The organism is Microbacterium sp. Leaf179 (assembly GCF_001423785.1).
Lineage (GTDB): Bacteria > Actinomycetota > Actinomycetes > Actinomycetales > Microbacteriaceae > Microbacterium.
The window spans coordinates 747,497-768,944 of record NZ_LMPH01000001.1 but is presented as its reverse complement, the minus strand read 5'-3'; the positions used below and the strand labels follow the sequence as shown (position 1 = coordinate 768,944).

At 67.0% G+C, this 21,448-nt stretch carries 19 protein-coding genes; 8 read left to right on the top strand and 11 right to left on the bottom strand.

Annotated elements, in window-relative coordinates:
• Positions 1–46 precede the first annotated feature (46 nt).
• Both ASF96_RS03490 and ASF96_RS03485 read right to left on the bottom strand, forming a co-directional pair.
• A complete protein-coding gene (locus tag ASF96_RS03490) occupies positions 47–1,867 on the bottom strand; it encodes a DUF4012 domain-containing protein (RefSeq protein WP_156458699.1) in 1,821 nt (606 codons plus the stop codon).
• 56 nt (positions 1,868–1,923) lie between these two features.
• Positions 1,924–3,303 (bottom strand): hypothetical protein, encoded by a 1,380-nt coding sequence (locus ASF96_RS03485; protein WP_156458698.1) that lies wholly within the window; start codon positions 3,301–3,303, stop codon positions 1,924–1,926.
• A gap of 161 nt (positions 3,304–3,464) precedes the next feature.
• On the opposite strand from ASF96_RS03485, the gene ASF96_RS03480 reads away from it, so the two are divergent.
• Together ASF96_RS03480 and ASF96_RS03475 are read left to right on the top strand one after the other, a co-directional pair.
• Complete coding sequence (locus ASF96_RS03480; RefSeq protein ID WP_055935998.1) at positions 3,465–4,889, top strand: polysaccharide biosynthesis tyrosine autokinase; 1,425 nt, start codon at positions 3,465–3,467, stop codon at positions 4,887–4,889.
• The gene (locus ASF96_RS03475) at positions 4,886–5,491 is read left to right on the top strand and encodes an arsenate reductase/protein-tyrosine-phosphatase family protein (RefSeq protein WP_055935995.1); all 606 of its coding nucleotides are present in this window, start codon (positions 4,886–4,888) and stop codon (positions 5,489–5,491) included. The genes ASF96_RS03480 and ASF96_RS03475 overlap by 4 nt, the downstream gene beginning before the upstream one ends.
• Before the next feature lie 39 nt (positions 5,492–5,530).
• Here the strand turns inward: ASF96_RS03475 and ASF96_RS03470 are convergent, their stop codons facing one another.
• Genes ASF96_RS03470 through ASF96_RS03460 form a run of 3 tightly spaced genes read right to left on the bottom strand, consistent with a single transcriptional unit; the run spans position 5,531 to position 8,323 of the window.
• Entirely contained in the window at positions 5,531–7,069 is a 1,539-nt protein-coding gene (locus ASF96_RS03470; protein WP_055935992.1) for a hypothetical protein, read from the bottom strand.
• Complete coding sequence (locus ASF96_RS03465; protein WP_055935989.1) at positions 7,066–7,542, bottom strand: VanZ family protein; 477 nt, start codon at positions 7,540–7,542, stop codon at positions 7,066–7,068. Before ASF96_RS03465 ends, ASF96_RS03470 begins: the two co-directional genes overlap by 4 nt.
• A gap of 1 nt (position 7,543) precedes the next feature.
• Complete coding sequence (locus ASF96_RS03460) at positions 7,544–8,323, bottom strand: glycosyltransferase family 2 protein (protein WP_055935987.1); 780 nt, start codon at positions 8,321–8,323, stop codon at positions 7,544–7,546.
• 62 nt (positions 8,324–8,385) lie between these two features.
• On the opposite strand from ASF96_RS03460, the gene ASF96_RS03455 reads away from it, so the two are divergent.
• Together ASF96_RS03455 and ASF96_RS03450 are read left to right on the top strand one after the other, a co-directional pair.
• Positions 8,386–8,868 carry a GtrA family protein gene (locus ASF96_RS03455; protein WP_055935984.1) on the top strand — a complete coding sequence of 161 codons (483 nt, stop codon included), beginning with the start codon at positions 8,386–8,388 and terminating at the stop codon, positions 8,866–8,868.
• A complete protein-coding gene (locus ASF96_RS03450; protein ID WP_055935979.1) occupies positions 8,865–9,149 on the top strand; it encodes a hypothetical protein in 285 nt (94 codons plus the stop codon). Before ASF96_RS03455 ends, ASF96_RS03450 begins: the two co-directional genes overlap by 4 nt.
• Before the next feature lie 52 nt (positions 9,150–9,201).
• On the opposite strand, the gene ASF96_RS03445 is transcribed toward ASF96_RS03450, so the two are convergent.
• Positions 9,202–10,857, bottom strand: a complete 1,656-nt coding sequence (locus ASF96_RS03445) for a DUF4012 domain-containing protein (RefSeq protein WP_162239388.1) — start codon at positions 10,855–10,857, stop codon at positions 9,202–9,204.
• Between the two features lie 484 nt (positions 10,858–11,341).
• Between ASF96_RS03445 and ASF96_RS17320 the strand changes: the two genes are divergently transcribed.
• Genes ASF96_RS17320 through ASF96_RS03425 form a run of 4 tightly spaced genes read left to right on the top strand, consistent with a single transcriptional unit; the run spans position 11,342 to position 15,771 of the window.
• Positions 11,342–12,043: an acyltransferase gene (locus tag ASF96_RS17320; RefSeq protein ID WP_055935974.1), complete on the top strand. Its 702-nt coding sequence runs from the start codon at positions 11,342–11,344 to the stop codon at positions 12,041–12,043.
• A 17-nt stretch (positions 12,044–12,060) separates the two neighbouring features.
• Complete coding sequence (locus ASF96_RS03435; RefSeq protein WP_055935971.1) at positions 12,061–13,134, top strand: glycosyltransferase family 4 protein; 1,074 nt, start codon at positions 12,061–12,063, stop codon at positions 13,132–13,134.
• A complete protein-coding gene (locus tag ASF96_RS03430) occupies positions 13,131–14,561 on the top strand; it encodes an O-antigen ligase family protein (protein WP_055935966.1) in 1,431 nt (476 codons plus the stop codon). The genes ASF96_RS03435 and ASF96_RS03430 overlap by 4 nt, the downstream gene beginning before the upstream one ends.
• Positions 14,542–15,771: a hypothetical protein gene (locus ASF96_RS03425; protein ID WP_156458697.1), complete on the top strand. Its 1,230-nt coding sequence runs from the start codon at positions 14,542–14,544 to the stop codon at positions 15,769–15,771. Before ASF96_RS03430 ends, ASF96_RS03425 begins: the two co-directional genes overlap by 20 nt.
• A 4-nt stretch (positions 15,772–15,775) precedes the next feature.
• On the opposite strand, the gene ASF96_RS03420 is transcribed toward ASF96_RS03425, so the two are convergent.
• The 5 genes from ASF96_RS03420 to rpsL form a co-directional block, all read right to left on the bottom strand.
• Entirely contained in the window at positions 15,776–16,606 is an 831-nt protein-coding gene (locus ASF96_RS03420) for a hypothetical protein (protein ID WP_055935959.1), read from the bottom strand.
• Positions 16,607–16,801: 195 nt separating this feature from the next.
• Positions 16,802–17,995, bottom strand: a complete 1,194-nt coding sequence (gene tuf / locus ASF96_RS03415; protein ID WP_055833601.1) for an elongation factor Tu — start codon at positions 17,993–17,995, stop codon at positions 16,802–16,804.
• A gap of 161 nt (positions 17,996–18,156) precedes the next feature.
• On the bottom strand, positions 18,157–20,271 hold the full coding sequence (gene fusA / locus ASF96_RS03410) for an elongation factor G (protein ID WP_055833598.1): 2,115 nt from the start codon (positions 20,269–20,271) through the stop codon (positions 18,157–18,159).
• Positions 20,272–20,363: 92 nt separating this feature from the next.
• Positions 20,364–20,834, bottom strand: coding sequence for a 30S ribosomal protein S7 (gene rpsG / locus ASF96_RS03405; protein WP_055833595.1), 471 nt, complete (start codon positions 20,832–20,834; stop codon positions 20,364–20,366).
• Between the two features lie 5 nt (positions 20,835–20,839).
• A complete protein-coding gene (rpsL, locus tag ASF96_RS03400) occupies positions 20,840–21,208 on the bottom strand; it encodes a 30S ribosomal protein S12 (RefSeq protein ID WP_017201609.1) in 369 nt (122 codons plus the stop codon).
• Between the last annotated feature and the right edge of the window lie 240 nt (positions 21,209–21,448).

Sequence of the window (21,448 nt, the reverse complement as noted above, 5' to 3'; positions counted from 1 at the left end):
CGACCACCATACGCGCTGGCATCCCGGCGGCACGGACGATAGCTGGTCAGCTCGCGAAACCCGCCAGGAACGGGTCGCACGACGCGTCGACCGTCACCGGTGTATCACTCGCCGTCGGCGTGTGACGAAGGTCGAGCGGGCCGAGCGGTCCGCCCGGGAGCTGCACCGTGTACGACACGGTGCGCGTCTCGTTCTGGCCGAGCGTCACCATCCGGCTCTCACCGGTGTTGCCGTTCTCGGTGCCGCTGCGCGACAGCGACGGGATGTCACCGTCGGAGGGGTCCATCGCGGTGATGGTGGCTCCCGGGGGCGCGAAGAACAGGGTGTCGAGCATCATCGTCGTCCGCGGCAGGCCGTAGGTGCCGTTACGCGCACCCAGCGTGTAGGCGTTCGTGATGTCATCCGTGATGCTGTTGCGCAGGTTCATCGAGACGTTGACGGTGCGATCCGCGGCATTGCAGCTCGCGAACACCTCGGTGGCGAGGTGGTACTCGAGCTTGCCGACAGAGAAGTCGTTCAGATAGATGCCCACCTGCGTCGATGCGGCATTGTCCGTGCGCAGACCGCCGTCGAGACCGACCTCCGTCACGAGGGCCTGTGCCTGCTCGTCGGTGAACCACAGGTTGATGCGCTGCTCCTGGGCGCTGCGCGTGAGCTGGTCGAACATCGCGATGGGATTCCACTGTCCCCCCGACAGGCGGGAGAAAACAGTCGACGACACCGAGGCGAAGAACTCGTCGGACGAGCGCCCGTTGTCACCCGCGTCGCCGTAACGCTGATACGCGTCGCTGAGCACGAGCTTGACCGCGTTCTCGGCCGTGATCTGCTCGCCGGTGGGCAGGTCGACGGGGCCGAGCACCTCGAGCATGTGTGAGAGCACGACGGGGTCGATCGAGATCACACCGTCGAACTGCGAGCCGTCGGTGCGATCCCACAGCGATTCGAACAGACGCGCGGTCGTCGGGAAATCGGGCGTGAACGTGAAGTCCTGCGAGTAGCGCGTGAAGGTGTCGGGGTACAACGCCAGCGTGCTCTCGGGAAGGTCGAGCGCCGAGCGCCCCGCCTGCCCTGCCGCGTAGAACGCCATCGAGTCGGACTGTTCTTTGAGCTCGATGCGTCCGTTGTCGACGACCATCACGCTCGACGCCGCGGGGTTTCCGCCGGTGGCGCGGATCTCGGCGTTGTTCTGGAACAACACGAGGTACGTCTTGGGTCCGTCGCCGCCCGCCGCAGCCAGAAGGGACGGCAGGTACTTCTGCACGAGAGTGAGCGACGGTGCCGCCTGGTCGACGATCTGGGCGACCTGATCGAGGGGTTCGGTGACGATCGGGAGCAGATTGGTGCGGTCGATGCCGTCGGTGACGACCTTGGCGTCGGTGAACGCCGCGGTGATCTCGGGAAGCGCACCCTCGGCCTGGCGGAACGGTTCGAGGTTGATGCCACCGCCCTCGACCGCGAGCGACGAGAAGTCCGACGCCGACAGCAGGGCGACCGTCGGCGGAAGAGCGCGCCCGGTCAGTTCACGGGTCATGGCGGTGAGGCTCTGCACCGCCTCGGTGTTGTCTTTGACGAGGGGAATCGAGGATGCCAGGTCCCACAGCGGGCCGGAGGAGTTGGCATCCGCGCGGTTCGTCTGCTCGAGCACTTCGTTCGAGACCTGGTTAAGGCCCGCGATGTCGCGATTCGCGACGATCTGCGGGACGAACGAGAGCTTGGCCTGGGCGCCGAGAAGGTCGGTGCGCACGACACCTGCTTGATGCGCGAAGGCGAGGGCGACCGCGGCGGTCGCGCAGACGGCGAAGCCGAGGGCCCCGAGAGTCCAGCCCGCGATGGCCGCCGCCACACGTCCGCGTCCGGAAGGCGCCACTTCGGGCTCCACGTCGGCGCGGCGCTGACGCCTCGACGGCGTTTCGTGTGCGCCCGTCACGAGGTGGCACCCGGGACGGTGCCGGACGGGGCGGGCTCAGGATCGATGATGACGGGGGGCTCTTCCGACTCCGTCGGGTCGGGAGCCGGCTCCGGATCCGGATCCGGAGCCGGCTGAGACGGCGCCGGGTCGGGATTGGTACCCGTGTCCGGGGAACCGCCCTGGTTCCCGCCACCCGTGTTCGAACCGCCACCCGAGTTTGTTCCGCCACCGGTGTTCGAGCCGCTTCCGGGGTTGCGGGGAGTCGTGGGCGCCGCGTCCCTCTCCGCCTGCTCGAGGGCCACGATGCGCGCATTCTCGGTGCGGAGCGCGTCGAGCGCCGCCGCGTAGACCGGCATCTCCGCCAGTCCGTCGCCGCCGGCCTGCTGCGCCGCCTTGACACGCGCCGCTGCGTCGGTGACCGCGGCACGGAAGCTCTGTGATGCGGAGTCGTTGATCGTCACGGCTTTCGCAGCCTCGGACTCGATGGCTGAGCCGAGGTTGGACAGTTCACCACGGAACGCCGTGAGCGCGGCGGTCACCGTGGATCGAGCCTCCCGCGCTTGCGTCACCAGAGGGGGCAGTGACTCGCGAGAGAGCCGCACGCCATCGATCGCCTCTCCGACGTCCGCGAGGTCCTTCTCATCGATGGAGCCGCGCTGATAGGTCGGCATCGACACCGGCTGTGCCGCTGTTGCCACCTGAACCAGATTCAGTCGCGAGGCCTCCGCCGTCGCGAGGGACGCCGCGTCCACACGCCCTTGCAGCGAGATGAAGACGGACGCACTGGCCTGACCGAGGTTGGCCGCCTCCGAAACGGATGCGTTGAACAAATCAGCCGCCGTCTGCAACGTCTTGGTCTCATTCGCGAGCTCCGCCTCGCGCTCCCGGAGACTCACCATCGCGTCATCGGCCGGATTCGCCGTCGCTCGCTGAATGACGGCGAACGACGCCGTGCCCACGAGGGCGACGATTGCAATCACTGCGGCAGCAACGCTCAGGTAGTTGACGGCGCCCGCTTTGCGACGGCCACCGAACATCGGGCGCTTACCGACCTGCGCAAGCTCCGGCGCCTGCCAGCCTGCCCCTTCGGCGGCGACGCCCCCCGAGCCCACGAGAGAGGAAAGGTCCGTCTTGATGGACGGCCGCGCCGCCGCACGAGTCCCTCCTACAAGTGCGGCCAACTCCGACGCCATGCTCTCGTCGCGCGGCGCCTCAGAATCGCCCACCAATGCCCTCAGACCTATGGATCGGTCGTTCAACGGCGACTGCGCCGCCGCCGTCGGCGCTCCAACCAATGCACGAAGCGACGCCGTGTCGGTGGATGTTTCCCCCGCCGGTCGAGCGTTTCGTTCGGAGTCCGCGTCGGGCCCGAAGAGCGTTCTGAGATCGTTCATGGCGTCTCCCGGGCGCCATCTCCGGCGCCGTTCTGCGAATGTCGTAGGGTAGTCGAGGGGGCGCCGGATACGGCGCGGATTGCTCCGGGACAGAATAGCCCGAGAATCCGTGCGTATCCTCCGGGCACCCGCTCATCTCCCCACCGGCGAATGGACGAGGCTTGGAACTGCGCGACTATCTCAGAATCCTTCACCGCAACTGGATTCTCATCCTTGCACTGACAATTCTCGGAGGAGCCGGAGCCTTCGGGTACTCGCTGCTTCAGACGCCCTCGTACGAAGCGAACACCCAGCTCTATGTATCGGTGCGCTCGGACAGCTCTGGGGTCAGTGAGCTGGCGCAAGGAACGAACTTCGCGCGTCAAGCCGTGGTGAGCTTCGTCGACGTCGTGGATAGCGCCGTCGTGTTGGATCGAGTCGTCGACGACCTCAACCTCGACACGACGCCTCAGCAGCTCGCCCGATCGGTCGAGGCGTCTTCACCTCTCAACTCGGTCATCATCTCGGTGAAGGTGACCAACACCGACGCTGAGCTCGCCGCCGCCATCGCAAATTCGGTCGGCACGAACTTCGCGAACGTGGTGGTCAATCAGCTAGAGAAGCCGGAAGGCGAAGCCACGAGCCTTGTTCGTGTCGAGACAATCGAACCGGCTCTCGTCCCGACGTCGCCGGCTGCGCCCCACACCGCGCTCAACATTGCCGTGGGTGTGGTTCTCGGCCTGGCCCTCGGCCTCGGCGTGGCCCTCTTGCGATCGGTCCTCGACACCCGCATCCACTCTCTGCATGACATCGAAGCCGCAACGGAAGCCCCGGTTCTCGGAGGTATCGCACTGGACCCGGATGCCAAAAAGCGTCCACTCATCGTCCACGCGGATCCGCGCAACCCTCGTGCGGAGTCTTTCCGCAGCCTCCGTACGAACCTTCAATTCATCGATGTCGACGGAACCTCTCGGTCATTCGTTGTCTCCAGCGCCGGGCCCGGCGAGGGTAAGTCCACGACAACGGCGAACTTGGCAATCGCGCTCGCGGAGACGGGTGCCCGAGTCGTCCTCGTCGACGGCGACCTGCGTCTTCCCCGCGTTGCCGACTACATGGGAATCGAGGGCGGCGTAGGGCTGACCGATGTGCTCATCGGACGCGCCGAGCTGGTGGACGTCCTTCAGCAGTGGGGCACCGGCAAACTCTTCGTCCTTCCCTCGGGCCGGACGCCTCCCAACCCTTCCGAGCTTCTCGGCAGCCAGGCCATGCAGCGGACTCTCGAGACCCTCGCCGATGCATTCGACTACGTCTTGGTCGACGCTCCGCCGCTGCTGCTCGTCACCGACGCCGCCGTCATCTCTCGCTTCACCAGCGGCGTGCTGATGGTCGCCGCGTCGGGCACGACCAAGAAGCCGCAGCTGACGGCGGCGGTCGATAAGTTGCAGGCGATCGGAAGTCGTCTCTTCGGCGTCATCGTCACCATGCTGCCGTCGAAGGGTCCGGACAGCTACGGATACGGTGCGTACTCGTACAGCGCGCCCGATGAGACTGCCGCGTCGGTGAAGGGCGAACGCAGGTCGCGCCGGAATCAGGCGGACGAGAAGTGACCTTCTCGATCCTGTCGGTGTGCACCGGCAATATCTGCCGATCCCCGGTCGCTGAGCTGCTTCTCGCACACGCCCTGTCACCTATCGCCGCCGTCCGCGTCGAAAGTGCGGGCACCGGTGCGCTGGTCGGGAGCGGCGTCCCCGAGCAGGCACAGCGACTTGCGGCAGCCGGGGGCGTGGATGCGTCGTCTCACCGCGCGCGTCAGATCGACGCCGGCATGATCCGCGGGACAGACCTCGTCGTGGCCATGTCGCGTGAACACCGACGCATCATCGTCGAGTCGGTGCCCGCCGCAATGCGTCGAGCCTTCACATTGCGTGAGTTGGCGCGGATCGCAGACGCCCTCGAGCCCCGCCTCGCGCAGGCGGTCGCGGATGCGGGGGCTACGACCGCCGAGGATGGAATGCGGGCCGGCGTGGCTCTGGCAGCGGCCCTGCGCGGAACAGTGCAGCCGCCGGCGAGCCCCGACGAGTTCGACATCGTCGACCCTTACCGACGGTCAGACGAGACGTACGCACGCTCTTATGCGGAACTCGCGCCGGCAGCGGCACGCGTGGCGTCCTACCTCACCGCCGCCGCGCACGCAGCAACCTCGCGCTGAGCGCCGCAACGCAGATTGACCCGGGCCTCGTGGCTCGGGTCAATCTGTGTTGCGGCGCCAGAAACGGAACCCGGCGATATCGCCTTCCAGCGTGTATGACGAAGCGACGAACGGAGCCAGTCCCGTGAATTTGGCCTCGTCCTGCACGCACTCGATGGATATCCCGCACGAGCTCGGCGACTCAACGATGAGTGCCGGCGGGAACGACATCACGTCGGACAGGTATTGCGCGGGGAGCCCACCGTACCCCTGCTCCACCGGGAGCGAATAGGTGATGGCGGTGGGCGACAGTCGTTCTGTGGCCGCCAGAATCCAGGTCTCGGCGCCGTGGACCAGTACCCGATCGTCCGGGCTCGTCTCGGCCTTCACCCGCTCGACGAGCTGCGCCTGGTAGGAACCGGCGACGAACACTCCCGCACCGGTGACCACGCGCGCGCCCTGCAGCGTCGCGGCCGAGGAACTCGCCAAGACCAGCAGAACGACTCCTGCGGCGATCACCGTCCGCCAGACACCCGGCAGGCGGTGCCGAACAAGCGTGGATCGCAGGATGGCGAGGGGAGCGAGATGCGAACCGGCCACCACGACGACGACCGCGAAGCCGGCGATGGCGACGACGAGGTAGTGCGGGTAGGGCCGACCAGACAGCATCTGCGACAGCGCGTCCGCTCCGCCGACTGCCACGAACAGGGCGACGACGAAGACGCCCGGTCGGGACTCGGCATCCGTTCCCCGTCGACGGACAAACCACGCACCGACGATCACGAGCGCCGTCGTCACGACGGCTCCCGAAACGAGCATCTGCGCCAGCGTTCCGAACGCCGACAGCCGGTCGCCGCCACCCGCGCCCCCCGAGTAGAAAAAGTTGTAACGCACGTACTGGTCGACACCGGCGCGAAGGGCGTCGCCCGTCCATAACCAGAGCGTGAGGCAGGCACCGACGAGCGAGATGACGGCGACGATGATCGCCACGAAGACGAGACGACGCCGCAAGAGCAAAGCACCGGCCACGACAACGAGTACCAGCCCCACGACGTTGTTCATGCGAGTGAAGAGGCCGACGGCCAGGGCCGAACCGAGCAGGAGGCCGACCAAGGCGGTGGCACGCGACGAAGCGTCCCGTCCAGACCGGAGTGCGACGTAAGCGGCCGCCGTGTACGCGACGAGCTGGAAGGGGAACAGCCACGTCTCGGTGAAGTTGCCGCCCTCGAACACACCGAGGTAGGTGAGACCGGTGATGAGCACGACCGGAGCTGCCGCGAATCCGACAATTCGCGACCACAGGATGCCGGCGAACGCCAGTCCCAGGAAGAGCAGCACTCCCTCGAGAATCGGAGCGCCGACGATCCCTCCACCCAGTCGCCAGGCCACGGCTTCGATGGCCGCGAGCAACGGGCCCTTGTGATCCCAGGAGTCTGCGTATGGCATTCCCCCGCGCGAGACGACCATTCCCGTATAGAGGAAGACCCCGGAGTCGCGCGTGATGTGCCCGCTGAGGACCATCGGCATGTACGCGACGATGCTGACGAGCAGAGCGGATGCCGCGGCGAGGAGGCCTGGGCGCGAGATGAACCGGGTCACGCGACCGGTCCTCGTGCGCCGATCACATTCTGTTCCCGCCACGCTCGGATGATCCGACGGTCACGGACGTGGACAGCGACGACGACGATCGCGGCACCGGCGACACCGAGCCAGCCCCCCAGCGAGTTCGCGATGACGTCGTTGACGGTCGCGAAGCGTGCGGGCAGAACGAAATACTGCGCCAGCTCGAGCGAGCCCGACAGTGCCGGGATGACCGGAACCGACAACCAGAGGAATCGGGTGGGGAACACGAGAGCAAGAAAGAACCCCACTGGCACGAAGATCAGCACATTCGCCGAGAACTCGAACCAGCGGTACCCGAACCACCCCGGCACGCCGTTGCGATGCAGAACCGAGAGCACTCGCTCAATGGCCGACTCGTAACCTTGGTCGATGGGGGTGGGCGACAAGGTCGCCATGAGGACCACGGCGAGACACAACCCCAGGCCCGTAGCGGCGATCAGCAACCGCATGTCAACCGCGGACCGACGTGGAAGGCTGAGAGATTCGACGGGAGCCGACGATATCGATGCGCCAGAGCTCGGCGAGGGCCCGTCCGGCGAAACGCACGAGCCGGCGAGGAGGAAGTATCGCACGCGCACGTCCGGCTCCCCACATGGTCCCCTGCGCGACCGCGCCTCGGCGGGGGATGCTGGCAACGGCGACATAGCCCACGCGGAGCCGGTCCCGCGCTTCCGCGATGGAGAAGTGCACGTGCGGGACGAGAGCGTCAGCGGGAACGCCGTCGACCAGCCGCGCGAGGATGTCGGGGTGGTAAGCCCGCAGCGGGGTGTTGACGTCGGGGACGGAACGACCGCAGAGGATGAGGACGGCGAAACGCACGAGGGCACTCAGGCAGCGGCGGAACCAGGGGTCGGTGCGTCCTCGCCGCACTCCGTGGACGACGTCATGCCGCGAACGGTCGAGAGCCGTCGCGACGCGCGCGATGTCGTCGCCATAAAACTGACCGTCGCCGTCGACGTGCACGATCACCCCGGCGCCGCTGCGCAGGCCCTCGCCGTAGGCGGCGAGGGCGGTCGGCCCGTGGCCGCGGTTGATGGGAGAACGAACGACGTCGGCGAAGGCAGATCCAGCCTCGCTCGTGTCATCGGTCGATGCGTCGTCCACGACGATCAGCGTGACAGAACGGCCGACGGCCGCGAACGAGGCGCGGATCTCTGCGAGGAAGGCCGAAAGCGCCTCGGCCTCGTTGAACGCCGGTATCACGACCGCGACGTGATCTTGCGCCTGCACCCTGGCATCCCCGCATTCCTCCGGGATGAATTCACCCGGCTACTCCCCCGAACATGTAGCGTATGACACTCGTGGGGCGCACCAAGAATCTTCGGCGCGCGGGCGCTCTGTCCGTGCGGTTCCTGATCGTGGGCGCCATCAGCACCGGGATCGAGATCGCAGCGTTCAATCTGCTGCTGCTCGCGGGTGTCGGTCCCGTGGCCGCGAAGGTCATCGCCTCTCTCATCGCCCTCGTCAACGCCTACGTGGGCAACCGGGAGTGGGCTTTCCGTTCCCGTTCCCGCACCGGGGCCGGGCGTCAGATGGTGCGCTTCCTCCTCGTGAACGCCGTCTGCACGGGTCTCGGCGCAGCAGCGGTGTGGGCTGGAGCGCAGGCGTTGGAGGCGATCTACGGAGATGCCGGTCCGATCGGGCTCAACCTCGTCAACCTCGTCTCGATCGCCGGGGTCACCGTCGTCCGCTTCGTCCTCTACCACTTCGTGGTCTTCCCGCCCGCCCGCACGATTCCGGTCGCGGAAGAGCCCTCAGGTAGGCTCGGCGCGTGAAGACCGCCCCCCGAGTGCTCGGAACCCTGTCGCTGCTCGCCGCCCTCGCCTCGATCGGCGTGCAGCTGGCGGTGGTGGCGCGCCTCTGGGCGGCCTTCGTCGAAACGATCCCGCTGACCAGCACACTTGCGCTGAGCGCGGCGGGTGCTGTGCTGGGGCTGGTGCTCGCCGTGGTCGCCGTCATCCTCCGCCGTGGATCGCCCGGTGTACTCGCGCCGATCGGTGGCCTGATGAACCTCGGCCTGCTCGCGGGATACGCGTACCTCTTCGCGGCACTCTGAGGCAGACGAAGCGCGACAACGGGGACAGGCGCCCCCGAACCACGTGACGCGCTCAGCCGCAGGGGACCTCCACGATACGGGTGCTCACGGGGTTCACCATCGGAGTGTGGACGAGTGCCACGTCGGAGGTACTCGCGTCTCCGGGACTTCCTTCGAACTTCACCGCGAGGGTGTGTTGAGAACCCATGGGATTCACGATCCACATGCGTCCCACAGGCCGGCCCAAGTGCTCGCCTGTTGTGATCGAGACATCCACCCCGTCGAGAGCAGCGTTGACGAACCGCGCTCCATTTGGTCCGTAGAACTGCACGTCTGTGCCTATGGTTCCCTTGTCGTATCTGCTCGCCGTGTCGACGTAGGGAACCAGCCCGTCCGCCGTCGCTTGGTCGAGCGTGTTCGCGAAAGTGATCACAGTGGTGAAGCTGGGCGTCGAGGAACAGCGATCCACCTGAACCTCGGCCGCCATCGACGTGTAGAAGTTCAACTTCGATTGAGTCAGATCGTTCACGAAGACTCCGAGCGTCGTACCCGTGCCTGGCCCGTCGGTGGGCAGAGGCCCGAGCAGACGTGAGCCGGAGAAGGCGTCCCTCGTCGCCGCGTCGAACGAGTAGAAGTACACGCGATTCTCGTCGACCGCCTGCACAATCGCCTGTGCGAAGGCGACCGGCTTGAAATCGCCCGACGAGACAGCGTCGAAGATCTCAACCGCAGCGGAGGCGAAAAACTCGTCCTGGTCGGCATTCTTCGGATACCTGGCGTAAACGTCGCTCAGCAGAGTCTGAACAGCATTCGCTTTCGTGAGCTCGTCGCCAGTTTGAAGCTTGACCGGTCCTGTCGCGCCGAGAACGTACGACAGGGCGACAGGGTCGATAGACATAACCCCGTCCACCTGGGTCCCGAAGGACTCGGCCCAATAAGCCTCGGCAAGTTTGGCCGACAGGGCGAAGTCTGGTGTTGAGGTCATGTCCTGCGACCAGCGTCCGACCTTGTCGTCGAAGAGTTTCACGACCTCGTCGTCAAGCGGGACAATGGGGGTCTCGCGCTTGTTCGTGAAACTCCGACTCGTCGCCTGCTGGACGATGTCCATCTTCCCGCCGTCGAATCGAAGTTGAACGATGGAGGCCGGAATTCCTCCCGTTCCGCGAGCCTCAGCATTGTTCTGCACGAGCAGCAGATAGTTCTTCGCGCCGTCCTCGCCCATGATCGACGGCAGATGCGGCATCAGGGCATTCGCGCGAGAGAGCGCCGGCTGCAGCGCCCCCACGGCGCCGGTGAGCTGCGAGAGCGGGCCGCGGAGCATCCCAGGGGTGTTCGCGAGATCAATGCCCGAAAGAGCATTGGCCGCGAGCTCGCCTGAGTCGGCGGCCTGCGAAACGGGGCCGGCGAGCGCGGACAGGGCGGCGACGTCGAATGCGCCACCCGCCGGCCGGAGGAGTGCCGGATCGACGTCGATCAGAGCGGGCAGCACGCCTTGGGCGAGCTCGTCCACGGCTACCGTCGACTCGCGTATGGCGTGCAGTGAGGGCCCGATGAAAGGGGCCTGCTCGGCGACCCACCACAGCGGGGTGTCAGCGGCACCTCGCGCGGCCGCAGCGTGCCCCTGCACCTCGTTCATCGACGTGGCGAGCCCCGCCCGGTCGTCAGAACCGAACTGATCCTGCATCTTCGAAACGATGGGTACGGCCGCACGCAGCTCTTTCTGCGCCACGAAACCACCGAATGACACCGCCGCGGCGAGAGCGACAAGAACCGCGCTGAGCGCACCGAGAAAAATCCAAGCGACCGTACGGGGTCGAAGACGGCGAGTGGCAAGACGTGACATTTCCATCCGATCACGCCGCGAGTCGGTCATCCGGCGTCGGGCGCGACGGGCACCTGTCGCGCGATCGGTATGCTACCTGAGTTGGGTTGCAGCCTTACCAGGAACGACGACCGGCCATTGCCCGGAGACGTCGAGCCAGCCCGGGAAATGACGGGGGACGCGTGCGGAACTTCACGCATGGGGTGACCCCCGGGAACGAGCCGCCTCTCGGTAAGATCCCAGACTCCCGTTGCAGTTGCAGCAATACTGCACAGGGGGCTCGGAAGCGGGCAAGAGGTACCGAGTCCGGCGTTACGTGGGAACGCGACGTGTTTCTCGACATCCGGACGCCCTCCGTCATCGACCGTCTCGCAATAGGACTCGCTGAATAATGGGATTTCTTCACAAGATCGTCGGCGAACAGCGCGAGCGGCTGAGTAGCGCCGGCAGCGACCGCTGGAGGATCGTCAGCGCTCAGCTCGCTGGCAAGGTCGGCCCGATGGCGGCGCGCGGCGCGCTTCTGCGTCCACGCCTCGGGACGGCACGCGGCCTCCCCCTGGTCGGCCGCGGGGTTCGTGTGCGCAACCCCCACCTCGTGCACGTCGGCTCGGACCTCATCGTCGAGGACTTCGCCGAGATCCAAGGGCTCAGCCGCGACGGAATCCGGCTCGGTGACCGCGTCTCGATCGGCACGGGCACGCTGATCCGTCCCAGCAGCTACTACTCACGCGCCATCGGCGTAGGGCTCGTCATGGGCGATGGGAGCAGTCTTTCTCCCGGTTGCTACATCGGGTGCTCGGGAGGGGTGATCATCGGCGAGAAGACGATGCTCGGTCCCGGCGTCCGGGTCTTCGCCGAAGACCACGTGATGAGCGACCCGTCGCTCGATGTGAAGTCGCAAGGCGTGGAATGGGCTCCGATCACCATCGGTTCGGGCTGCTGGATCGCCAGCGGCGTGACGATCACGTCTGGCGTGACGATCGGCGACGGCGCTGTCGTGGCCGCCGGGGCCGTCGTGACCCGCGACGTTCCGCCCGGGGCCGTTTTCGGTGGCATCCCCGCCCGGGAGCTCAAGAGCCGGAGCAGCCAGTGAGTCGCGGTCGCGCAATCGTGGTTCACCCGTCCGACGAGATGTACGGCGCCGATCGGGTTCTCCTCGAGGTGCTGCGCACCGTCCCCGATGATCTGGATCTCGAGGTCTGGCTGCCGACCGACATCGACTATCCCGAGCGCGAGCTCTCGCGGACGCTCGAGGAACATGGCGTCCAGGTGCGACACCTCCCGCTCCCGATCATGCGTCGCGCATACCTCCGCCCGACTCGCCTGCTCGGCCTGGCCGGACGGGCGGTGAGCACCGGGCTCCGCCTGCTCGCCGCACGCCCCTCACTGGTCTACGTCAACACCGCGGCCTCTGCGCTGGTGGCGCCGCCGGCACGCCTCGCCGGTGCGCGGGTGGTGCTGCACCTGCACGAGCACATCGACGCCCGTTCCCGCTCCGTCATCCCGTTCCTGCGCTACGCGCACCACATCATCGCCGTCAGCTCCGCTGTCGCGCGGGCGCTGCCCTCCCACCTTCGTGGACGAACGACCGTCGTGCACAACGGCTTCGACACGGCACCGCCGACCGATCTCCCGCCGTTCACGGGTGGCATCCGCGTGGTCATCGCAAGCCGATGGAACGCGTGGAAGGGACACCGTGTGTTCCTCGACGCATTCAGCCGCATGAAGCGCACAGATATGACGCTCGAGATCCTCGGTGACGCCCCGCCCATCGGGGAGGCTGTCGACGTGCCCGAGCTCGTCAGGGAGTCTCCGCGGCGCTCGCAGATCACCGTTGTCGGTCGGACGGCCGATGTGCGCTCGCACCTCGACGCCGCACACGTCGTGGTCGTCCCGAGTGTGCTGCCCGATCCCCTGCCGACCATCGCGATCGAGGCGCTCGGGGCAGGGCGCGCGTTGCTGGTCAGCGACGCCGGCGGTCTCCGCGAGATCGTGGGAGAGAGCCCCTTGCTGGTGACACCGGGCGATGCCCAAGCCTGGGCGGATGCCCTCGACGCTCTCGACGAGACGAGTATCCGAGTCGCCGCCGCGGCAGCCCGCGAGCGGTTCGAACGACTCTTCGCTCGCGACACCTTCGACCGCCGTATTCGTGCGGAACTCTGGGATCTGGTCCCCCGCTCATGACCTTCTCCCCCGCCCTCGCCTACGCCCGTCCGAGCCTCAGCGCTCGGACGCGACTCATCACGCTCATCCTCATCGGCGCGGTCGTCGTGAGCTCGTTCCTCGGACGCTACGACGCCGAGATCGTCGGGTTCCGCGTACGCGTGGAGCAGGTCGTTCCGCTGGCGCTCGCGGCGTGGATGCTGGTGCACCCGATGCTGCGCGGAGCGTTCCTCCGCGCACTCCGTCACCCCGTGCCGCTCGTGTACGCCGCGTTCGTGGCGTGGAACGTCGTGACGACGCTCGTGTTCTCGCCGAGCCTGACGTGGAGCGCGTCGATCCTCATCTGGCTCGTCATCGACCTGCTGCTGCTCGTCTCGATGATGGCTCTCGCCGAGGGCGCGGACCTCGCGGCACGTCTCGGACGCATATCGGTGGCACCGTGGGCTCTCGTCGGCTTCGCCGCCTACGTCGTCGCCAACGTCACCCGCGGGCAGATCGCCCTCGGCACCGACTTCGACTGGTTGTACGAGGTCTACGTCTCGCGCCTCACGGCCATCGAGGCGAACATCTACGCCTCGATCCTGATCTTCTGGACCCTGCTGACGATCACCCGACGCGGGATCGGCCGGTGGGAGACCGCGGCCATCGCGATCGCCGTGCCGCTCGGCCTCGTCGCCTCGCAGACGCGCACCGCCGTGTTCAGCCTGGTGCTGGGTCTGGGCGTCTTCGTCCTGTTCACGGTGTTCTCGCTCCGCTCAGCCTGGCGCGAGCGCCTCACCCGCGTGCTCCCCGCCGGGGTGCTGGTCGTGACGCTGGTCGTCACGTACGGCATCATCGCGGCCCTCGGCGGCACCGAGCCCGCCGACCGCACTCTGCCTCCGTCGGCGAGCCCCACGGCATCCGTCTCCGCGACGCCGGTCGACGAGGTGACCCCCTCTCCCGCGCCCACGCGCGAACCCGACCCCACGAACCCCGAACAGCAGAACAAGATCGGCGACGTCGACTTCCAGGGCGGCACGATCGGCTTCCGCCTCGAGGTCGCCCGACTCGCGGCGCAGGAGATGCACGGCGTCAACCTGTGGCTCGGAAACGGCACGAACACCTTCGGGCTGAGGCACGAGCAGCCGGGTACCCCGGGCATCAGCGGGCACATCATCATGCTGCCCGTGCAGGTGCTCTACGACGGCGGGATCGTGGGCCTGGGCCTGCTGGTCGCCCTCTTCGTCACCGTGTTCGTCTGCGTCCCCCGCGAACGCAAACCCGTGGCCGCGGGCCTTTTGGCGTCGTATCTGCTGTCGGCGACGCTCACGAGCATGTTCTGGTTCGCGATCACCTGGATCCTCATCGCGGTGATCCTGCGCCCCCTCGGTGACGACGAGCGCAACGACTCACGTGACAGTGGGCGCGGAGACGCGCGCGAACCCGGCCGTGTCTTCGGCCGCGCCTGAGGCGCAGCGGCCCCACCGGGCCCGCAGCGTCGCCCTGCTGACGGCCGTGTCGGCGCTGTCGGCGATCTCGCCCCTCATCGCCCTCCCGCTCATCACACGCGCCGCCGGCCCCACCGGCTTCGCTGAGATCGCCATCGGGCAGGCCCTGGGGACGCTCGCGGCCACCCTCATCACCTTCGGGTGGGCCGTGCGCGGCCCGGTCGAGGCGGCGCGGTCCGCGCACCCCTCGCGGGTCTTCCGCGCGAGCATCGTCGTGCGCGGGGCGAACAGCCTCGTCGTTCTGCCCCTCGTCGCCGTCGTCGCCGCCCTGGCCAGCCACGCCGACGATCACGCGCTCGCGATCGTCTCGGCACTGGCGTTCTCGCTGCAGGGTCTGTCGCTCAGCTGGTACGCCGTCGGGGTCGGTCGACCGCTCCTGGCGCTCGTGTTCGACGCGGTCCCCCGGATCGTGCTCAACCTCGCCGGAGCGATCGCGGCGCTGGCCACCGGCATCCCTCTGCTCTACCCGGCGGTACTGCTCGTCGGCACGCTCGCGGCGTTCCTCGTCGCCACGTGGCTCATCGGACTGCGTGAACGCTTCTCGACGCGTGCGGCGATCGCCGACGCGCGAGCGGCCTACCGTGGGGGCTGGCGCACGGCGTTGGCCGCCGGGCTGCTGACGTTCTCTGAGACGGCGCCCCTCTCGACGCTCGGTATCGCCGGCGCGCCCGCGGCCATCGGTTTCGCCCCCTTCGACCGCGTGCTGAAGTACGGCTACATCGGCGTCTACATGATCACCGGCTCGTTCCAGGGGTGGGTCTCGTCGGCCACCGGCGAGGCGGGGCTCCGCCGCATGCGCCGCGCCGTCGGCCTGCACGCCCTGCTCGCGATCGCGCTCGGCGCCGGCTTCGCCCTCGTCGTCCCGTGGGCCACGCCCATCGTGCTGGGCCCGGGATTCGAGATCTCGTCACTCACCGCCCTCTTCGGCGGGATCGCGTTGGCGGCGATGACGATCGCCACGGCGCTCGGCATGTGCGTCGTGCTGCCCGCGGGGCGCGACGGCGCCTACCTCGCCGCGGTGTGCGTCGGCGCGGTGCTGATCGTGCCCGCGGTGCTCATCGGCGCCTCGACGCTCGGCGTGGCGGGCGCGGCCGCGGGTGTCGCGGCGGTGCAGCTCGCCGTGCTGGGTGCGCTGTCGGTCACCGCCGTGCCGGTGCTCCGCGGACGCTGAGCCCTCAGGCCAGCAGGTAGCCGGCGACCGAGAGCGCGACCCAGACCATCGGGAAGACGAGGCTCAGCAGCAGCGGCCCCCAGAAGCGCAGCGAGAGCCCCACGAAGACGGATGCCGCGATGCCGAGGCCCACGAACAGCGCAGTCGGCATGCCCGACACGGTGCCCGAGAAGACCAGCGGGATGATCGCGAATGCGAGGGCGGACACGACGCCGGCCACCACGCGAGCGATGGTCGGGGTGAAGCGCGTCGACGCATAGCTCAGAGCCGCCGGGAAGACGAAGCCGATGGCGAAGAAGGCCAGCATGGCGGTGACGACGAACGGCGCCACGACACCCAGGAGCAGCCACCGTGGCGACAGTGCCGCGAACGCCGGCCACCCGAGGGACCCCGCCGCGATGCCGGTGACGAAGGGCAGAATCGCGCCGAGCACGAGTGCCCAGAGCACGTCGAGGCCCCGCAGCGAGAAGAATCCGGCGGGCCGCGTGCGGGCCATCAGCCCGAGGCCGGTCCCCCCGACGACGACGGATGCCAGCACACTGCCGACGCTGCGACCCGCGGCTCCGTTGAAGGCGACTCCGGCCAACAGCCCGACGACGATGGCGACGACGAGCGCGGCGGCAGCGGCCGCCAGGGGCTTCCAGGTGCCGAAGAAACCGGATGCCGGGCGTCCAGCCGGACGATCGTTCGAGGCACGCGGGCGCTCGGCGGGACGGTCGGACGCGCCACGGTCATCGTGGCCGACGCTCAGCGAGGGCTCGGAGGGGGCGGTGTCGACCTCCGCCCGCGCCTCGCGACGGGAGCGTCGGCTCGGCTCGAAAGGGGTGTCACTCACCCGTTCAGCTTACGGGTTTCACCCGCGAGGCCCGATTCGCGAAGAGCACGGCCTCGCGTCGCCCTGCCCGCCATCACGCAGAACGGGTGGGTGCACGGCATCCGGAGTCCGTGACAGCTGCGACGATGCCTCGCGCAGGAACGACAAAGGCCGGGCCCGAAGGCCCGGCCTGTGCCGAGTGAAGTCGAAAGAGACTTACTTGACGATCTTGGTCACCGTACCGGCGCCGACGGTGCGGCCACCCTCACGGATCGCGTAGCCGAGGCCCTCTTCCATGGCGATCGGCTGGATGAGCTCGACCGACATTTCGGTGGTGTCACCGGGCATGACCATCTCGGTGCCCTCGGGCAGCGTGATGACGCCGGTGACGTCGGTGGTGCGGAAGTAGAACTGCGGGCGGTAGTTCGTGAAGAACGGGTTGTGGCGGCCGCCCTCTTCCTTGGACAGGATGTACGCCGTGCCCTCGAAGTTGGTGTGCGGGGTGACCGAACCGGGCTTCACGATGACCTGGCCACGCTCGACGTCGTCACGCTTGGTGCCGCGGAGGAGCAGACCACAGTTCTCGCCGGCCCAGGCCTCGTCGAGCTGCTTGTGGAACATCTCGATACCCGTGACCGTGGTCTTCTGCGTCGGGCGGATGCCGACGATCTCGATCTCGGAGTTGATCGCGAGGGTACCGCGCTCGGCGCGACCCGTGACGACCGTGCCACGGCCCGTGATGGTGAAGACGTCCTCGATGGGCATGAGGAACGGCTTGTCCTTGTCACGCACCGGGTCGGGGATCGACTCGTCGACGGCTTCCATGAGCTCGACGATGGCGTTGACCCACTGCTCGTCGCCCTCGAGAGCCTTGAGGCCCGAGACGCGGACGACGGGGGCGTTGTCGCCGTCGAAGTCCTGCGACGAGAGGAGCTCGCGAACCTCGAGCTCGACGAGCTCCAGGATCTCCTCGTCGTCGACCATGTCCGACTTGTTCAGCGCGACGAGCAGGTAGGGAACGCCGACCTGCTTGGCGAGCAGCACGTGCTCACGCGTCTGAGCCATCGGGCCGTCGGTGGCGGCGACCACGAGGATCGCGCCGTCCATCTGCGCGGCACCGGTGATCATGTTCTTGATGTAGTCGGCGTGGCCGGGCGCGTCGACGTGCGCGTAGTGGCGCTTGGGGGTCTCGTACTCGACGTGCGAGATGTTGATCGTGATACCACGCTGACGCTCTTCCGGCGCCGAGTCGATCGACGCGAAGTCACGCTGAACGTTGGTGGCCGACGGGAACTTGTCGGCGAGCACCTTCGAGATGGCAGCGGTGAGCGTGGTCTTGCCGTGGTCGACGTGACCGATCGTTCCGATGTTCACGTGCGGCTTGGTCCGCTCGAACTTGGCCTTAGCCACTGGGTCCTCCTCAGGACGTTGGTTGCGAGGTCTCGGGCACTGGATTGCGACCGGTTCTTCGCGGGGGTTGTTCTCAGATTACTAGAGAGTCGGTATTCAGTTTGAGTGGATGCCGGGAACCCGTGCCGAAGCAGGGGCTCCCGGCATCCGCGAGGGAGGTGTTACTCGCCCTTGTTCTTCTGGACGATCTCGTCAGCAACGGCGCGAGGAACCTCGGCGTAGCTGTCGAACTCCATCGAGTACACGGCACGGCCCGAGGTCTTCGAGCGCAGGTCACCGATGTAGCCGAACATCTCGGACAGCGGAACGAGCGCCCGCACGACCTTGACGCCCTGGGCATCTTCCATCGACTGGATCTGTCCGCGACGCGAGTTGAGGTCACCGATGACGTCGCCCATGTACTCCTCGGGAGTACGCACCTCGACCGACATGAGCGGCTCGAGGATGACGGGGTTGGCCTTGCGGATCGCTTCCTTGAAGCCCATGGAGCCGGCGATCTTGAACGCCATCTCCGAGGAGTCGACGTCGTGCGACGCGCCGTCGAGCAGGATCGCCTTGACGCCCACCATGGGGTAGCCGGCGAGCACGCCGACGTTCATGGCGTCCTGGAAGCCCTGGTCGGTGGGTCCGATGTACTCGCGGGGGATACGACCACCGCTGACCTTGTTCTCGAACTCGTAGATCTTCTCGGCCGTGACCTCGAGGGGCTCGAGCGCGAACTGGATCTTGGCGAACTGACCCGAACCACCGGTCTGCTTCTTGTGCGTGTAGTCGTGACGCTCGACGGTCTTCTTGATCGTCTCGCGGTACGCGACCTGCGGCTTGCCGACGTTGGCCTCGACCTTGAACTCGCGCTTCATGCGGTCCACGAGGATGTCGAGGTGCAGCTCGCCCATGCCCTTGATGACCGTCTGGCCGGTGTCGTTGTTCTGCTCGACACGGAACGTGGGGTCTTCTTCGGCGAGCTTCTGGATCGCGAGACCCAGCTTCTCCTGGTCGGCCTTGGTCTTCGGCTCGATCGCGACCTCGATGACGGGCTCGGGGAACGTCATCGACTCGAGGACGACCTGGTTCTGCGCGTCGCAGAGGGTGTCGCCGGTCGTGGTGTCCTTGAGGCCGATGACCGCGTAGATGTGGCCGGCGGTGACCGAGGGAACCGGGTTCTCCTTGTTGGCGTACATCTGGAAGATCTTCCCGATGCGCTCCTTCTTGGACTTCGTCGAGTTGACGATCTGCGCGCCCGAGTCGAGGTGACCGGAGTACACGCGGATGTAGGTCAGACGACCGAAGAAGGGGTGCGTGACGATCTTGAACGCCAGCGCGGTGAAGGGCTCTTCACGATCGGCGTGCCGCTCGATGATCGTCTCTTCGTTCTTCGGGTCGTGCGCCTCGATGGCCGGCACGTCGAGGGGCGACGGCAGGTAGTCGATGACGGCGTCCAGCATGGGCTGCACACCGCGGTTCTTGAACGCCGAGCCGCAGAGCACCGGGTAGATCTCGGAGTTGACCGTCAGCTTGCGGATCGCGGCCTTGATCTCGGCGACGGTGAGCTCTTCGCCACCGAAGTGCTTCTCGAGGAGCTCTTCGTCGGTCTCGGCGACGGTCTCGAGGAGCTCTTCGCGGTACTTCGCGACGACGTCGGCCATGTCGGCCGGGATCTCCTGGATGTCGTACTTGGCGCCCATGGTGACATCACCCTTGGCGTCGCCCGCCCAGACGAGTGCGCGCATCTCGACGAGGTCGACGACACCGATGAAGTCGTTCTCGACGCCGATGGGCAGCTGGATGACCAGCGGCTTCGCCTTGAGCTTGTTGATGATGGTGTCGACGGTGAAGTAGAAGTCCGCGCCGAGCTTGTCCATCTTGTTGACGAAGCAGATGCGGGGGACGTTGTACTTGTCGGCCTGACGCCACACGGTCTCCGACTGGGGCTCGACGCCCTCTTTGCCGTCGAAGACGGCGACGGCGCCATCGAGCACGCGGAGCGAACGCTCCACCTCGACGGTGAAGTCGACGTGCCCGGGGGTGTCGATGATGTTGATCTGGTTCTTGTCCCAGAAGCACGTCACAGCAGCGGAGGTGATCGTGATGCCACGCTCCTGCTCCTGCTCCATCCAGTCGGTCGTCGAAGCGCCGTCGTGCGTCTCGCCGATCTTGTGGTTGGTTCCCGTGTAGTACAGGATGCGCTCGGTCGTCGTCGTCTTGCCGGCATCGATGTGCGCCATGATGCCGATGTTGCGGACCTTGGTGAGGTCGGTGAGCACGTCTTGTGCCACGGGGTGTCCTTACGTGTGGTGGCGGATGTCGTGGGTTCTTCGACGGGCTCGCGGGCCGGGTCGGCCGCCCGAGCCCGTCGAAGAAGGAGCTGTTACCAGCGGTAGTGCGCGAAGGCGCGGTTCGACTCGGCCATCTTGTGGGTGTCTTCGCGGCGCTTGACCGCGGCACCGAGGCCGTTCGAGGCGTCGAGGATCTCGTTCTGCAGACGCTCGGTCATCGTCTTCTCACGACGACCCTTCGCGTAGCTCACGAGCCAGCGCAGCGCGAGGGTGTTCGCGCGGTGCGGCTTGACTTCGACGGGCACCTGGTAGGTCGAGCCACCGACGCGGCGGCTCTTGACCTCGAGGGTGGGACGGACGTTGTCGAGCGCCTTCTTCAGCGTGGCGACGGCGTCCTGGCTGTTCTTCGCCTCGACACCCTTGAGGGCGGTGTAGACGATCGACTCTGCGATCGACTTCTTACCGTCGACGAGGATCTTGTTGACCAGCTGGCTGACGATCGGAGCACCGTAGACCGGGTCGTTGACGACCGGACGCTTGGTGACGGGACCTTTACGAGGCATCTGACTCAGCCCTTCTTCGCACCGTAGCGGCTGCGAGCCTGCTTACGGTTTTTGACGGCCTGGGTGTCGAGTGCACCGCGGACGATCTTGTAACGGACACCGGGGAGGTCCTTGACGCGACCGCCGCGGACGAGCACGAGCGAGTGCTCCTGCAGGTTGTGGCCCTCGCCGGGGATGTAGGCGGTGACCTCGGTGCCGTTGCGCAGCTTCACGCGGGCGACCTTGCGCATGGCCGAGTTCGGCTTCTTGGGGGTCGTCGTGTACACGCGGGTGCACACGCCGGCCTGCTGGGGGTTCGACTTCAGCGCGGGAGCCTTGGTCTTTGTGACCTTCGGCGAGCGGCCCTTGCGAACCAACTGCTGAATGGTTGGCACGTTCTCTCCTTGATTGTGCTGCGCGGTTCCTTGCGGTTCTGCGCAGGGTGCTGCACGGTGACAGCGTCGTGTCTCCCCCGAAACGTCGTGGATCTTGCGATTCGTGACGTGTCGGGCTCACGTGGAATCCGCCACGCGCCAGAATGATCGGACGCGGTCGTGGTGGATATGCCGTGGGGGTGACCTGTTCGCAGGCCAATCCCTGAGATGGTGCGAGCGTTGATCCGAACGACCTGCCCG

Bases quoted from the DNA above. Each gene is read 5' to 3' on its own strand.
- ASF96_RS03485 (WP_156458698.1), bottom strand. From the start codon at position 3,303: ATGAACGATCTCAGAACGCTCTTCGGGCCCGACGCGGACTCCGAACGA.
- ASF96_RS03465 (WP_055935989.1), bottom strand. From the start codon at position 7,542: ATGCGGTTGCTGATCGCCGCTACGGGCCTGGGGTTGTGTCTCGCCGTG.
- ASF96_RS03455 (WP_055935984.1), top strand. From the start codon at position 8,386: ATGACACTCGTGGGGCGCACCAAGAATCTTCGGCGCGCGGGCGCTCTG.
- ASF96_RS17320 (WP_055935974.1), top strand. From the start codon at position 11,342: ATGGGATTTCTTCACAAGATCGTCGGCGAACAGCGCGAGCGGCTGAGT.
- ASF96_RS03430 (WP_055935966.1), top strand. From the start codon at position 13,131: ATGACCTTCTCCCCCGCCCTCGCCTACGCCCGTCCGAGCCTCAGCGCT.
- rpsG (WP_055833595.1), bottom strand. From the start codon at position 20,834: ATGCCTCGTAAAGGTCCCGTCACCAAGCGTCCGGTCGTCAACGACCCG.